This window comes from Micromonospora halotolerans (assembly GCF_032108445.1).
Classification (GTDB): Bacteria; Actinomycetota; Actinomycetes; order Mycobacteriales; family Micromonosporaceae; genus Micromonospora; species Micromonospora halotolerans.
The window spans coordinates 2,675,056-2,689,627 of the sequence record NZ_CP134876.1; the positions used below are offsets into that span (position 1 = coordinate 2,675,056).

14 protein-coding genes are annotated in these 14,572 nt (G+C 65.5%); 4 read left to right on the top strand and 10 right to left on the bottom strand.

Annotated elements, in window-relative coordinates; all coding sequences use genetic code 11:
* Positions 1-77 precede the first annotated feature (77 nt).
* From RMN56_RS12745 to RMN56_RS12765, 5 genes are all read right to left on the bottom strand, one after another.
* Positions 78-287, bottom strand: a complete 210-nt coding sequence (locus RMN56_RS12745) for a hypothetical protein (protein WP_313724000.1) — start codon at positions 285-287, stop codon at positions 78-80.
* Positions 188-1,159, bottom strand: a complete 972-nt coding sequence (locus RMN56_RS12750) for an FtsK/SpoIIIE domain-containing protein (RefSeq protein ID WP_313724001.1) — start codon at positions 1,157-1,159, stop codon at positions 188-190. Before RMN56_RS12750 ends, RMN56_RS12745 begins: the two co-directional genes overlap by 100 nt.
* An 85-nt stretch (positions 1,160-1,244) precedes the next feature.
* Complete coding sequence (locus RMN56_RS12755) at positions 1,245-1,394, bottom strand: hypothetical protein (protein WP_193599537.1); 150 nt, start codon at positions 1,392-1,394, stop codon at positions 1,245-1,247.
* Positions 1,395-1,396: 2 nt separating this feature from the next.
* On the bottom strand, positions 1,397-2,335 hold the full coding sequence (locus tag RMN56_RS12760) for a hypothetical protein (protein WP_313724002.1): 939 nt from the start codon (positions 2,333-2,335) through the stop codon (positions 1,397-1,399).
* Positions 2,336-2,580: 245 nt separating this feature from the next.
* Positions 2,581-2,901, bottom strand: a complete 321-nt coding sequence (locus tag RMN56_RS12765) for a hypothetical protein (RefSeq protein WP_313724003.1) — start codon at positions 2,899-2,901, stop codon at positions 2,581-2,583.
* A gap of 322 nt (positions 2,902-3,223) precedes the next feature.
* Between RMN56_RS12765 and RMN56_RS12770 the strand changes: the two genes are divergently transcribed.
* Both RMN56_RS12770 and RMN56_RS12775 read left to right on the top strand, forming a co-directional pair.
* Entirely contained in the window at positions 3,224-4,366 is a 1,143-nt protein-coding gene (locus tag RMN56_RS12770) for an NsdA family TPR-like regulatory protein (protein WP_313724729.1), read from the top strand.
* Positions 4,367-4,904: 538 nt separating this feature from the next.
* A complete protein-coding gene (locus RMN56_RS12775) occupies positions 4,905-5,267 on the top strand; it encodes a hypothetical protein (protein ID WP_313724004.1) in 363 nt (120 codons plus the stop codon).
* Between the two features lie 25 nt (positions 5,268-5,292).
* Here the strand turns inward: RMN56_RS12775 and RMN56_RS12780 are convergent, their stop codons facing one another.
* From RMN56_RS12780 to RMN56_RS12790, 3 genes are all read right to left on the bottom strand, one after another.
* On the bottom strand, positions 5,293-5,550 hold the full coding sequence (locus RMN56_RS12780) for a hypothetical protein (protein WP_313724005.1): 258 nt from the start codon (positions 5,548-5,550) through the stop codon (positions 5,293-5,295).
* 76 nt (positions 5,551-5,626) lie between these two features.
* Complete coding sequence (locus RMN56_RS12785; RefSeq protein ID WP_313724006.1) at positions 5,627-6,805, bottom strand: low temperature requirement protein A; 1,179 nt, start codon at positions 6,803-6,805, stop codon at positions 5,627-5,629.
* 715 nt (positions 6,806-7,520) lie between these two features.
* Positions 7,521-7,724: a hypothetical protein gene (locus tag RMN56_RS12790; RefSeq protein ID WP_313724007.1), complete on the bottom strand. Its 204-nt coding sequence runs from the start codon at positions 7,722-7,724 to the stop codon at positions 7,521-7,523.
* 179 nt (positions 7,725-7,903) lie between these two features.
* On the opposite strand from RMN56_RS12790, the gene RMN56_RS12795 reads away from it, so the two are divergent.
* The gene (locus RMN56_RS12795; RefSeq protein WP_313724008.1) at positions 7,904-11,212 is read left to right on the top strand and encodes a type ISP restriction/modification enzyme; all 3,309 of its coding nucleotides are present in this window, start codon (positions 7,904-7,906) and stop codon (positions 11,210-11,212) included.
* Positions 11,213-11,401: 189 nt separating this feature from the next.
* Entirely contained in the window at positions 11,402-12,082 is a 681-nt protein-coding gene (locus RMN56_RS12800; protein ID WP_313724009.1) for a hypothetical protein, read from the top strand.
* A 236-nt stretch (positions 12,083-12,318) separates the two neighbouring features.
* Here the strand turns inward: RMN56_RS12800 and RMN56_RS12805 are convergent, their stop codons facing one another.
* Both RMN56_RS12805 and RMN56_RS12810 read right to left on the bottom strand, forming a co-directional pair.
* Positions 12,319-12,765 (bottom strand): DUF3592 domain-containing protein, encoded by a 447-nt coding sequence (locus RMN56_RS12805; RefSeq protein ID WP_313724010.1) that lies wholly within the window; start codon positions 12,763-12,765, stop codon positions 12,319-12,321.
* 447 nt (positions 12,766-13,212) lie between these two features.
* The gene (locus RMN56_RS12810) at positions 13,213-14,508 is read right to left on the bottom strand and encodes a hypothetical protein (protein WP_313724011.1); all 1,296 of its coding nucleotides are present in this window, start codon (positions 14,506-14,508) and stop codon (positions 13,213-13,215) included.
* Positions 14,509-14,572 lie beyond the last annotated feature (64 nt).

Genomic DNA, 14,572 nt, shown 5'->3' on the forward strand with positions numbered 1-14,572 from the left:
GTCCTTTCGGTAGGGCTGTTGGTGGAGGTCGGCAGGACCAGCTCTGCTGCCAGGCGTCGTCTGGTCCTGTCGGCCGATCAGGAGGAGCGGAGCCGCAGGTAGCGGCGGTGACGGGTGTCATCCCCGCCCATCTGGTGCGGTGCGGAGACGTAGACGAGCCGACCGGTCTGGGCGGCGGCGTGGAGCATCACGGCCAGGTCCTCGGGAGGGCCGACGATCCACAGCTCGGTGTATTGCGCGGCCCGCTGGTTGTTGGCGCGGGCGTATTCGCGTTCGCGGGTGGCCATGCCGCCGTCCCCAGCTCGACGCGGGTGAGGTCGGGGACGAGGGCCGGTAACCGGCGGGGTCGGCGGATCCAGGCGGCGTAGTCAGCGATGCCGGCGATCTGGGCGTCGGACAGGTAGGCGACCTTGATACGGCGGGGGACGCCACCTTCGGCGATGAGGTAGGCCGCACCCTGGTTGGTGGGCTGGATGTCGGTGGCGGTGTAGCCCTGCTCGGCCCAACCGTGGCCCAGCACGATGTTCGAGCTGTTCGGAGTGGTGCACCGGAAGGCGGCCCGGTAGCCGAACAGGTCCCGCAGGCTGGTGGGGATGATGTCGAACGACGGCCGCTGGGTCGCGGCGACGACCGGGATGCCGGCGGCGCGGCCCCGGGCGACCAGGTCGCGGAGCAGGGCAACGAACTCTTCCTGCTCCTGCTTGCTGCCGACGGTGGCGCTGTAGAAGGCGATCTCGTCAATCAGGACGGTGATGACGGACAGGCCGTCGGCGGCGGTGACTTTGCGGCGCCCGTGGGCGCGCAGCCAGGCGTAGCGGTTGTTCATCACCAGCTGCAGCCGCTTGAGGACATCGAGGGCGGCGGTGATGTCAGGGCCGATGAACGCATCCGCGCAGTCCTCCCACTGGCCCAGCTCGACGAGCTTCCCGTCGAGCAGCACGAGCCGGGAGTCGACCGACAGGGCGGCGTGGGCAGCGATGGTGTTCAGGAGGCCGCTCTTGCCTCCGCCGGGTTCGCCGCCGGCGAGGAGGTTGCGGTAGGCGAGGGTGATGTTGACGTGCTGACCGAACTCGTCGATGCCGACGAAGATGGGGTCGAACATCGACAGGCCAGGCCCCACCGGTATGCCGGTGTCCGGGGCGGGTGTCGTGGTGGCCATGGGTTGCCTTCCTTGGGCGAGAAGTGGGCGCGAGGAGCCGCACGAACGAGCCGTAGGGCTCCTCGCGTCCTGGGTTGGGTTGGGGTTAGATCAGGCCGTCGTCGTGCTGCTCGTCGTGCCGGTCGGCGTCGAGCTCGGCGTCACGGCGGCGGTCCCATGTGCGGCCGTCTCGGCCGCAGGCGTAGCAGTGGAAGTAGAAGGCGTCGGTGGCCTCGTCGTACTCGATCTGCGTCATGGTCAGATCCAGTCCGAAACGTCGTCCTCGGGAGCCGAGGAGGTAGCCGCGGGCTGGCTGCCGTTGGCGGTAGTCGCCGGCTTCTTCGCGGCTGGCTTGCTTTGCATGGGCAGGGTGACGGTGGGGATGTCGACGTCGGGCAGGTCCAGAGCCGTCGGCACGGCCGGCGTGGGCCGGTCGGTGGCCGGGGTGGCCGAGTCGATGACGTCGACGAGCGGGGAGCCCACCTGGGCGGTGAGGACCTCACGGCGCTTGATGTCGAACCGCAGATAGGCGGCGTTGCCGTCGGAGGCCCGCTCGATCAGGGCCGTGGAGGCGTGGCAGGCGACCGCGATCCGGTCGAGCCGCCCCTCCAGGTCGGCCAGGGACAGGCCGGGCCGCAGGTAGACCCAGACCCGCTCGCCGACGGGGGTGGGACGGGCCCACAGGATCAGCGGCAGGCTGCCGGATCGGTTGGCGATGATGAACTGCGCGAAGCACACGCGCAGCCGGTGCCGGACGAACAGGCACAAGGCCCACCCGAACACGGCGCGGCGGATGACCGGAACAGAGGCCGGGACGCCGACGACCAGGGCGACCACGACCAGGGTGACGGGCGTGGTGGTGTGGTTGGCCAGCTGCACCCAGAAGGTGATGGCGGCGGTGGTGAGCACGATCTCGGGAAGCCACCACCACAGCAGCCGCAGCACCGGCCAGATGCGGACCAGCACCCAGACGAGCCCGCCCATGGGAACGCCGATCAGGGCGCCGACGAAGAGGGCGAGGATGGGGTGGATGTAGGAAGCGGCCACCACGGCCGAGAGAAGGCCGACGATGACCGCCGTGAGGATGAACGCCAGCCGGGCGTTCCGGGCCGAGGACCGGTGAACCTGGGCCTCAATGACCGTCACCGTTCCGCTGGACTTCCCGCCGAAGGGGCGGCGGGCGCTAGACTTGGACACGACGAGTCCTCCCTTGCACGAGGGTGGATGAGTTGGAGGGCACGGGGTCGGCAGGTTTGGACGCCAGTACCGACCCCGCGCCAGCTCTTACGGGGCGTGACCACCGGTCGTGGTCACCAGGCCGGGAACGTTGGACGCCAGAGCCGTCCCCGGACTGCCTTGTTCAGTTGGATGGGTTCAGCGGACCTCAGCCGCTTCGGTTTGCCACGGACACCAGTGGCTGACACAGCACGGTGATCGAGGACCTACTTGGCCGCCGAGGTACCCGCCTTCGGCTTCAGCGAGATGGCGCGGAACGCGACGCCGTTGCGCCCGTTGGTCGCCCACGGAATGGCCTCCAACTGCTCGACAGCGACGAGCTGTCCCACCGTCACGCCCGGCTTCTCACCCGCCGTGGTGATGGTGATGATCTCGCCGCCGGTCTCGTCGAGAACGAAGACCTGGGTGGACCACATGGGCCGGCCAGTGTTCTTCTCCGACCGCTGGTTGCCGTTCTGGTCGTTCTTCGGCTCCGGGTCCTTCGTCACCTGGACCTGCTTGCTCTGGGTGTCCACGTACAGCTTCACGAGCTACCTCCTGTGTCTAGGCGCATCCCCTGATGGATGACTGCCTCGCCATCAAAGTACCAACTCAGTTGGTACTACGCCAGACTCTAACCGGAGTTCTTCCGGCGTTTCGCTGACACCCACAACGATCGCCTTCACTGCGCCAGAACGACAGGTGTCACTGCGGTGACAGGTCTAAGTCCCCTCGCCATGTCCCCTTGGTCGGGGCGATACTGGCCTCATGGCTGACGTAGCGGCTGACCTCGAACGACCGGTCTGGGCAACCAGGTTGAGAGCTGAGCGCACAGCGCGGGCGTGGTCGCAGGGGGAAGCCGTGCGCGCCATGCGGGCACACGCCAACGAGCAGCTTCCGGCCGACAGCACCCTGCTCCGGAACTGGAAGCGGTGGGAGGCCGGAAGCTCCGAGCCTGACGCCTTCTACAAGGCCCTCATCGCCAAGACGTTCGGCACCGTCACCGCCGCGTTCTTCCCGCCGGCGGCACCCCATGAAGCTGACGCGGAACTGATCGCGGGAACCGGCATGGAGACAGTGGAGATCCTTGCCCGCCTCCGCAGCTCCGACGTATCGAACGCCACGCTCGAAGCGCTGCGGATAACCGCTGACCGGCTGTGCTGCGAGTACCCCTATATGGCACCGGAGCAGCTACGGGTGGAGGGCCGTGCGTGGCTGCGCCGGATCAACGCACTGAGGGAACGCCGGCTAACCCTCGCTCAGCACCAGGAGGTGTTGACCCTGGCAGGCTGGGTCGCGTTGCTCGTTGGCTGCGTGGAGTACGACCTGGGCCTCCGTCGCGTTGCCGAAGGCACCCGCAAGGCGGCGTTGACGCTCGGCGAGGAAGCCGGCAATGCCGCCATCTCAGGTTGGGCCTACGAGATGCGAGCCTGGTACGCGCTGACGCAAGGCGACTATCGAGGCGTCATCGCGGCGGCTGAGGCAGGCGAGGCAGTTGCCGCCCATGACGGGGCGGCTGTGCAGTTGGCCGCGCAGCGTGCCAAGGCATGGGCGCGACTCGGCGACAGGCGGCAGGTAGAGACGGCGCTGGACAAGGGCCGTACGTTGCTTGAGTCTCTGCCGTATCCCGAGGACACCGACCACCACTTCGTGGCGGACCCGGCGAAGTTCGACTTCTACGCCATGGACTGCTACCGCATCGCAGGCGAAGACCGCCTCGCAGAAATGTATGCCCGTGAGGTCATCCGTTCCTCGACCGACCCGGACGGGACCGACCGGAAGCCGATGCGCCAAGCAGAAGCCCGGATAACGCTGGGCGTGGCGGCGGCCAGAGCAGGCGATCTAGAGAGGGCTGTCTCCTACGGGCGACAGGCGCTAGAGGGAGATCGCAAGTCCCTACCCTCGCTGCTGATGGTCTCGAAGGAGCTGGCGACCCTGCTGCGGGAGCGATACCCGAAGGAGCCGGAGGCCACCTCGTACCTCGATGAGGTGCGAGCCCTCAGCGCGAGCTGACCCCGTCGTCGTCTTCACCTCCACTTGCTCGGCTCGGACGACCGCCGACGCCTGGGCGTGGGCGACTCTCATGCCAGGACATGATTCGGCTCGGGCGCCACATATGTGTGCGGCCCACCGTGGCATCCGGCTCTGGCATCTGGCCCCGCTTCCGGTAGTTCGTCACCGTCGCGACCTTCACGCCGAGGTACGCAGCTACGTCGGAGGTTGTCCACCACTCAGCAGTCGTGTCCGGGCCAGCTTCCACGGCCTCATTCTGGCACCAACGGCCGCATGACGGTCGCAGCCGACGACCGGCACTGGCTGGGAAACCCACCGGAGGCATATGTTGCCTTCTATGGGACCAGGGGAGGCACCAGTCCTGCCGGGTCGCCGGGCGGCGGCAGGCAAACCGTTGGTGCGGTCGTCGCGCCATTGGCCGTGGGTGGTTCTCTCGCTCGTAGCCGTGCTCTGTACCGGGGTCGTAGCAGTGCCCGTGTCGTGGGCCGTTCTGCGGCAGGCGGAAGCGGAGCGAGGTGAGGCGACGCCGGAGGCGGCGGTGAACGTGTACGTGCTCCAGATGAGCAGCGGAGAGGAGATCGGCCTTTCGCGGGTGTTGGCCGGCAGGCGTCATGACGAGCTGCTGCGGCAGTGGCGTGAGTACCGCGGCGAGATGGAACGCGGCAATGTTCCGTCGAAGCTTGAAGTGGTCGGACCGATCGGCGTCGAGGACCAGGCCGACGACCGTGCGACGGTGACCGCCCAGGTCCATGCGGTCTGGTGGAACGAACAGGTCAACCTCAACGGCACAGCTCACCCGTGGCGGTTCGAGACGCGGCGATATGCCGGCGGTTGGCGGGTGTGGGCAGCCGACCTGCCGCCGTGGTGCGGTGTGCACGTCCGGGCAGACGCCTGCCGTTGAGCGCTATCCAGCGCGACCTGTCCAGCTAGTGAGTCCGCCGGCGGTTGGACTCCTGCCGGATCGCCTCCGTGAGATCCCGCCAGGTGCCGGCCGAGGTCTTCTTCATCCGGTCGACCATCGAGCGGGCGGCGCGTTCGTCCGGGAAGTCGTACGAGACTTCCTGCCCGTCGTCACCCCCGAGGCGGCCTCGCACTCGCCACAGCCGGCCGTCGGAGAGCAGCCAGATGTCCCGCCGGGCCATGCGGCCCCACGACCCGTTCCACCAGCGACCCCATACCTCCACCAGCAACAATCTAGTCGAACATGCGTACGAGACAGCCGGCTGCCGGTGTATCTAGTTCCACCTGTGTGGGGGGTAATCATCTGGCACCTGCGGTCGGCTGCCACATGATGCGTTCGTAGCAGACGAGGGCGGCGAGGACAGCGGTGATGACGCCGAAGGCGCCGAGGGCGGGCAGGCTCCGGGCGACGGGAAGCAGTGCGAGCATGATGCCGGCCGCGACGATTTGGGCGCGTGGGGTGTGTCCGACGGTGAAACGGAGGAACAGGCTCCGGCCGATGAGGTAGACGACCGGGCCGCCGAACAGGGCTGCTGTGGAGGTCCAATCCAGCGGCGCCCCGGCAGGATGCTGCGACGGGTGGCGGGCCAGGTGCTCGAGGACCAGTTCGATGCCCAGGGCCAGGTAGATGATCCCGGCGATGAGCGGGAAGTGGGCCAGGCTGTAGGCGTTGATGGCAGGCCGGACGCGGTCCTGGTCGGGGAGGCGCGCCAGGGCCTGTCCGGCCGGCGCGGCGGCGTTCTCGAAGTACAGCCACCACAGGGCCGTGGCATTGGCCACGGCGAGCAGTGCGGCGATCAGGACCGGCCACAGGGTGACCGCCGATCCGGCGCCGGCGCCCACCGCGATCAGCGACTCGCCCAGGGCGATAATCAGTAACAGGCCATGCCGGTCGCACAGGTGGCTAGCACTGCGCAACCGAAATCGGTCTCTGCTGAACACCGAGACGCACGCGGTACCGAGGCAGTCGATGAGGAACGCTGCGGCCCACAACAGCGTTTGTGTGGCGCCGCCGAGCACCGCCCCGAACAGCAGCGGAATCCAGCCCCCCGCGATCGGGATGGCATAGCGGAAGCCGGGCGCCGGGATTCGCGGGTTAACGACGGCCACGTGCCAATTGAGTAGGTAAAAGGCGGTCCGGATCAACATGTACGCCACCGCCACCGTCAGCGCTTCGGACACCGCCCACCTGCCGTGCCCCCACGCGTCCGGGATGACCAAGCCGGCCACGAACATTGCGGCCATCACCACGACCAGCCCGGCGCGCACCAGGCCCACGTCGGCGCGGACCCGGTTGGCCAGCCAGGCAAAGGTAGTGAAGGGCCACCACAGCAGCATCAGGAACACCAGGCCCTGCGCCAGGACGAGCGGCGTCGGCGACCCTGCCATGAACGTGGCCACGCGGATGAAGGCGAACGCGAACACCAGGTCGAAGAAGACCTCAAACGGGGTGGTGCGTTGGGCCTCGCCAATCGGCACCGGTCGTCGAATCCCCAAGGTATGCCCCATAGGCGCATCTTCCTACTCATCCGGCCAATACGGACCCGGACGCCTAATACGGTGCCAGCCCACCAGCGGTCCACAGCCGAGACGTTCCCAACGGTTCGGGCGATCTCCGTCGTCGACGCACCGCCTGGACTTCCAGCACCACGCGATTCCGCTGCTCCGTCGCGGCAAACTCCACCAGCACACGGCGCACTGTCACGCAGGTTCTGCAATCAGACAGGCTGGCTGCCGGCGGTTGGTGCAGAGCTGCCGGCAATGTGGTTCAAAGTTTCTGTACGTCTTCAAGGCGGCCCTTGACGGGCCGCACGCGCCGCCGCCTGGGCGCGCGCCGGCCTGTGTTGGGCCGGCAGCCGGCCGGGCCGCGCGGCCACGAGCCCGCGCGGCGTGAGGGAGCGGACGCCGGCCGCGTCGGCGAGCTGGCGGTGGTCGCGCGGTTGCGGTTAGGGCGCCTCCGGCGGGGGCGCTCCGGCTCCAGGATGGCCGGGGCTGCGTCGGCGGGTCGCGGTCCGTGGGTGGTTGCGGTAGGCCATCCCGCCTGCCCTCGACCCGGGCGAGCCGAGCAGACCGCCGCCCGACCCGCCAGCGTCCGAACGTGCGTCAAGGTCCGCTTGACATGGCGGGCCGGGCGGTGGCCCGCTCCCCAGGAGGGCGGGTCGAGGGCAGACGGGATGGCGCAAATCCTCTTTGGCTACGCCGGCTCCAGCCACTTCTGATCATCGAGGTACAGCCTGCATTCGCCGGTGTCCTCGAACAACACGGTGGCGATGCGCTGACCACCGAGAGTCTGCCGGGTGTCGATAACGACGCCGACCTCGTTGGTCGTCTTGACCAACACGCGGCGAGCCTGGGGCGTTCCGCCGCCAATCACTTCCGTTCGTACCGTAACGTCCATGTAGGAAGTATGTCCCCTGGATGCGACAAAGACTCGATCATCAGGACCGAGGCATGCCATTCGCGGATGGTTCAAGCTTCGCGAGCGGTGACGGCCGGATGGCCATCCGGTAGCTTGGCGGAAAGATCAGGTCCAGAGGTCGCCATCCGGGGGTAACGGTGCCAGGGGCAGCAGCTTGGTTGGATAGGGCCGTCCGCGACTTCGGTGCGGCCTGTGCTTCAAAGCTCGCCGGTCCTGGCGAGCGTGAAGCCGCAATCCGCAGGCCGATCGAAGTGCTTCTCGGAGCCGCCGGCGAGCAGCTGGGCGTGACGGCCGTCTTTCACGATGAGGTCCGCGACACCGAACGACAGGTTCGGCCGGACTACGGAGTCAGTGTCGGCGGGGCGATCACCGGGTACGTGGAGATCAAGGCACCCGGCAAGAGCATCGATCCAGGCGGGCTGCGCGGCCATGACCGGGTGCAGTGGGAGCGCCAACGCGACCTGCCGAACCTGCTCTACACCAACGGCACGGAATGGCGGCTCTACCGCGATCGGGAGTTGGTCGAGGCACCGGTACGGTTCACTGGCAGCCTCGATAGCGGAAGTGTCACCGCCCCACTGGCTTTCGAGAAGCTGCTCACCGAGTTCCTGAGGTGGAAGCCCGCACCGATCACCAGCGTCGGGGCGCTGGTGCGCGCGGTTGCCCCGCTCACGCGGCTATTGCGCGGCGAGGTCCTGGACCAGCTTGCCGCCGAGCGGAAGGCGGTCCGGGAAGGGAAAGAGCGCGAGGTTCAGCCGTTCCTAGGACTGGCGCAGGACTGGCGGCGGATGCTGTTCCCCCAGGCTGACGACGCCACATTCGCCGACGGATACGCGCAGACGGTGACGTTCGCGCTACTGCTGGCCCGCACTAACTCGATCACCGTCACTGAGCATTCACTGCACACAATCGGCGAGCAGCTCCGTGCCGAGCACTCACTGATGGGCCGGGCGTTGCAGCTACTCACCGACGACCTCGCCCGTGACTTCAAGGTCACCCTTGATCTGCTCGCCCGGGTCGTCGACGCCGTTGACTGGACGAGGGTCCGGAGAGGCCGGCGCGACACCTACCTGCACCTGTATGAGCACTTCCTCGACGAGTACGACCCCGAGCTGCGGAAGGCATCAGGGTCGTACTACACCCCGGTCGAGCTAGTCGAGCAGATGGTCAGGCTGACCGACAACGTCCTCGTCTCCCGGCTGGACAAGCCGCGTGGCTTCGCCGCCCCCGACGTGCTCACTGTTGACCCCGCAATGGGCACCGGCACATACCTTCAAACCGTTCTTGAGCGAATCGCCAGGGTCGCTGAAGCTCACGACGGCCCGGGGGCAGTAGCCGGCGCAGTCAGCCTGGCTGCTGAGCGCGTAATCGGCTTCGAGCTTCAGATGGGTCCGTACGCGGTAGCCGAGCTGCGCGCCGCAGACCTGCTTGCGTCGCACGGCGCGGCTCCGCCACCCGGGGGAATGAAGTTGTTTGTCACCAACACGCTCGACGACCCGCACGCCAGTGACGTCCAACTCGGCTCGGGACTGCAACTCATTGCCCGTGCCAGGCGCAAGGCCAACGCGATCAAGGCCCGCGCGAACGTGACCGTAGTCATCGGAAATCCTCCGTACGCGGAACTCGCCAACGGCGACGGCGGCTGGGTGGAGAACGGCACGACTGGTCTCGACAGCAAGCGTCGCGCTCCGGCCCTGCTAGAGGATTGGTATGCCCCGGGGATCGCGCGGTTCAAGGCGAAGCTGAAAAACCTCTACGTCTACTTCTGGCGCTGGGCGACATGGAAGGTGTGGGAGTCGACCCGCGACCAGGTCGACGGGGACGCAGGCGTGATCTGCTTCGTCACCACCTCCGGCTACCTTTCCGGGCCGGCCTTCACCGGCATGCGCGAGTACCTGCGCCGCTACGCCTCTGAGGGCTGGATCATCGACCTCACGCCCGAGGGACAGACCCCGGACATCCCGACCCGGATCTTCCCCGGCGTCCGGCAACAGCTCGCCATCGGCATCTTCGTTCGAACCGCCGACGCCACCCGGGACAAGCCGGCACTGATTCATCACCGCAGCCTGACCGGCCGCAGAGAGGACAAACTAGCCGCGCTGGCCGAGGTGCAGCTCGACGACGACGGCTGGCGAGACTGCCGGACCGAGTGGGACGCCCCGCTTACCCCGGCCGCCATGAGTAGCTGGGACACCTACCCCGCGCTTGACGACTTGATGCCCTGGTACTCCCCAGGGCTGTTTCCGACCCGCACATGGGTCTACGCGCCCAGCCCAGACGTGCTGAGCCGGCGGTGGGCGATGCTGGTTGGTGAGACGGACCGAGAGCGTAAGGCCGAGCTGTTCAAGGAAGGCCGCGACGCCAACCTCGTGAAGGTGAAGCCTCGCCTGCCCGGTGACGACACACATCCGAACCCAAGCGTCCCGGTGATCGACGAAGTCGAACCGGCCGCCCTCCTCGTGCGGGTTGGCTACCGGGCCTTCGATCGGCAATGGGTGCTCGCCGATCCACGCCTCATGGACATGCCCCGCCGTGATCTCTGGTCAGCTCGGGTGCCCGGCCAGGTGTTTGTCATCGAACAGCACCGCAAGACCATTCGGTCTGGCCCGGCGCTCGTCTTCACTTCACTGATTCCAGACTTCGACTACTTCAAGGGATCGGAAGGCGGTCGAACGCTGCCCTACCTGCACCCGGGCGGTACCCCGAATCTCGCCCCAGGGCTTCTAGCCGCACTGGCCGAACGGCTCGGCCTGGAGGCCACCGCCGCAGACGTCCTTGCCTACATCGCCGCCATTACGGCTCACCCGGCCTTCACCGCCACCTTCACCGATGAACTCACCACGCCCGGAGTCCGAGTACCCGTCACCACCGATCCCGCGCTTTGGCGCAACGCAGTTGATATCGGCAACCAGGTCCTGTGGCTACACACCTACGGCGAAGCGTTCACCGCCGCGGAGCGGCCGGCCGGCTTGATTCGGTTCCCCTCCGGTGATGCACGGCAACCGCTGTCGCGCGTTCCGGTCACGACGGTGCCAGAGACGATCAGCTACGACTCGCAACGCCAGGTCATCGCCGTCGGCGACGGAGAGTTCGGGCCAGTCGGGACGGACGTGTGGGATTACTCCGTCGGTGGCCGGAACATCATCAAATCGTGGTTCAACTACCGAAAGAAGGAGCCGGCCGGGCGACGCGGGTCCCCGCTCGATGACGTGCACGTAAGCGCCTGGGAGCCGAAATGGACAGGCGAATTCATCGACCTGCTAACCGTCCTGACCCGGCTCGTCGAGCTGGAGCCCGCCCAGGCCGAACTCCTCGCCGCAGTGCTGGCTGGTGACATCATCCATCGTGACCAGCTGGTGGCCGCCGGCGTCCGTTGGCCCAGTGGCTCGACAGACCGCAAACCCCTGTACAGCCTAGCCAGTGATCAACAAAAGGCAGCGACCAATGGTGTCGCACGCTTGCTGTAATCGAGGCGCACTGCGACCAGCTCTGCCGAACTTGGCCGGGGCGCTACACCCAGTGCGGATCGGTAGAGGGAGGTTCAATTGGCAGCCGCACAGTGGTATGAGGTAGGCAGTTTTTGGACAGCATTGACAGGGGTGGGGGTTACCTTGCTCATAGGTTGCCTAACCCTTCTCGTGACGTATCGGGTCGCTGTGCCGAAGCGTCGCATCGTATATCGACTCGAGGCAGAGCAGTTGTTCGTAGAGTCCGAAAAGTACACCACCGGCGTGACAATTCATCACAATGGTCAGAAGTTGGCGGAGCCGCACGCCATTTTCCTCGGGGTGGGAAATGACGGCAGAAGAGACATCCCATCTACCGCATTCGACTCGGGCAAGCCAATAATCTTCGACTTCGAGGCGCCGATCGTCGAGATATCCCACCAAGCGACGAAGCCAGACGGCGTGCCACTCAGCGAGATGACTGCGCACCTAGCGCAGCCAGTCGCCGCAGCAGAAGCGAAGATTGAGGTGTCAGGCACAACGCTCCGTATTGGCCCGTCACTCATGGCGTCGCGGCAGATAATCATGCTATCCCTGCTGATCGATGGGCAGCCTCGCGTGTCGATCTCGAATCCACCAGTCGATGTTCGAGTCTTAAACAACCGGGTGGTACTCGAAAAACAGAGGCGGTTTGCTAAAGTGTTGAGAGCGCTGGCCCTGATGGTTGCCGCAGTCTCAGTCGCCTTGCCGATCGCCTCAACTCCCCGCCTCGGGTTTGCAATACCGCTCGCCGTTTTCGGCGCATTCCTGGTGGCTGTGGCTGTTATGGCTGACACGGTTACCCGCTTGATTGTTGGCAGAGCCATGACCCCTGTTGACAACAGCATCTAGAACCAAGGCGGACGGTAGGGGCAGCGGGGCAGCGGGGCAGCAAGAAGGCAGCGTGAGCCTTGATTCGCGCCAGACCTAAACGCCGACCGACGATGTCCGATACCTGCTTGTCGACACGCCTCGGCACCAGCTGGCAGTAGCCGACACCTTGAAACCGCATCCCCCCGACGGGGTCCCGCCCTCTCGTCGTAGCCGGCCAAGTTCCTGGTCTACGGCATGCCGAGCGACCGTCAGAATCAAACGGGTGGGCGGTCCCGGGAAAGGCGCCATCCGACGAACCCAGCCGCCGACAGCAGGACGGCGGCGGCCACGAGTGTGAACACGGCGACGCGTCGCGCGCCATGATTTTCAGCGTCCTCCACCCCTGGGGCAAGGTCGTCGGGGTTGTAGCGGATGCGTACCCGGTCGCCCTCGTCGAGGTTGGGGCTGCAGCTCGTACACTCCGCGCTCAGGGTGTCGCCGCTCTGGGCGGTGAACTCGACGGTGACCTTGGTGCCGCGTTGAAAACGGTCGACTTGGACGACGGTGGCGTCTGTGGTGAGGCCGCGGTTTGCGAGGCCGATCGCGGTCGTGCCGTTGTAGAGGGCAGTGCAGCACATGAAGGTGGCACCCACGGCCAGGGCGATCAGCGCGCCGATCAGGTTGCGTCGTCGCGGGTGAAGTTGTTCCCAACCTTCGTCCACGTCGCGATGCTAGGTCCCGACGTCAAGGAGGTTTGACATCAGTCGTTGACATCAACGGTGGCGGCCGAGGCTGGACGAGCGCGGACGGGTATCGCCTCCAAGCCGAACGCGGTGGACGTCAGCGGACGCAGCGATCTTTGCCGAAAGCGCCTTGTAAGCGAGGCGTCGATTAGGCTCTGGCTCCGCCCATGCACGGAGCAGCAAGGTAGCTGCGAAAATGCCGCCTAAGTCGACTCGTCACGGCAGCAGGCGAGGTCGTACACGAGCTGCGAGGCACAGGACGACAGATGCCAGCAGATGAGGCACCGCAACCGGGTTCCGACGACCGAGCGGTTGAGGCCGGCGAATCACCGGTGCGCGCCCGCCCAAACGCCTCCGCTCTTATTCAAGCCAAACCATCGTGCTACTTCCATCTTCCCTTGATCGCCTCCGCCGCCTTGAGACCCTCTAGATCCATGTACTCTTATCTGCGCCGGCGATAAGAACCTTTTGTGCCAAGAACCGGATCAAGTCGATGTCATGTGTTAGCTGACGCGCTTCCGTGCTGAAAGGAAGCAGCAACGGTGCATCGTTCGGTCCGCCACCGTCCTTGCTGTGGACGATCCGACAGCGGATCTCATATATTCGGGCAGCTACTTGATCCTGTAGCGGCTGCTTATCGTCTTTCAGCGCGATCTGCGGGATGCCATTTAGACCTTTCCGTGCTCCAAGAAAGTTCTGCCTCAACTCATCTGACTCGATGAAGGATCGCAAGTCCTCGGCCGTCACACAATAGTGCAAGGTTGACTTTAGCTGTTCACGCTCACTCTGGAAGGACTTACCCTTAATCGCCAAAGAGAGGCGTGCTAAATCGGCGTCGCGATGGGGGTTGAATGTTGGGTCTACGACAATGTGTCGAAGTCGTCGGAGGGTCTCGCGCTCCGCGTATGAGGGAAAAGAATGCTCGATAACCTGGTAGTAGGCCAGGAAGCTAAGCAATGGCATCCCCGATGCTGAAGCAGCGTAGCGATAAAGCGTCGTCGCTTCGTGGGAGTAGCGCAATCGGGGTATGCGAGGCAACGAAGTCGGGTCGAAGCTGTCTGCGGCGCGTGCTTCTCCTTGCCCAGGAAATCTTCTAGGTTCCAACTTGATGCCGTAGTTCATATCAAATTCAACGAAGACAGCATCAACGATTTCTGCAACCGAGGCGATTACTTTCTCGCCGGCTAGGTCCTTGTTGCTCAATCCGGAGATATAAAGACTCGGCAACCGGGCGATGCCATTTGTCAATGCCGCCCTGGAGGTCAGGCCCATGGTAGACATCAGTGCATGGCTCGTGGCCGCAATCCTCAGCCGGAGCGACGACTTGGGGTTCGGTTCGAATTCAAGATTGAAGTTTGCATGCAGAGCCCTCGACCCAAACAGGCGGTTGAGGACGCCGCGCTCAACCCCGCCAAGGGTATTCAGTCGCCGAATCTCAATTGGTGACGGCGGAAGAAGGACCACCTCAATCTCGCCACGCGATGCATGGTGGACGGCGACGTACTCGCCGATGAACGTCCAATATTCGAATTCTGCGTCTAAGAAAAACTGGGCGTTGTCTCTATCGATAAGTACTTGGCGATGGCCCCCGCCGGTGGCTGGTATCTGCACAGTTAAGTGGGTTCCGTCGCCGTTCGTTTTCACCTTGAACCCGGGGCCTTGTGCGCGATGTTTGATGTTATGCAGCAGGCCGGGGAGGGGCACGCCAGCGGTCTGTTCCACGTCTGCACCTATTCGGGGATGTATGAGCCACGTACGTAGAAAGTAGGGCGACCTTGCGTTGCCG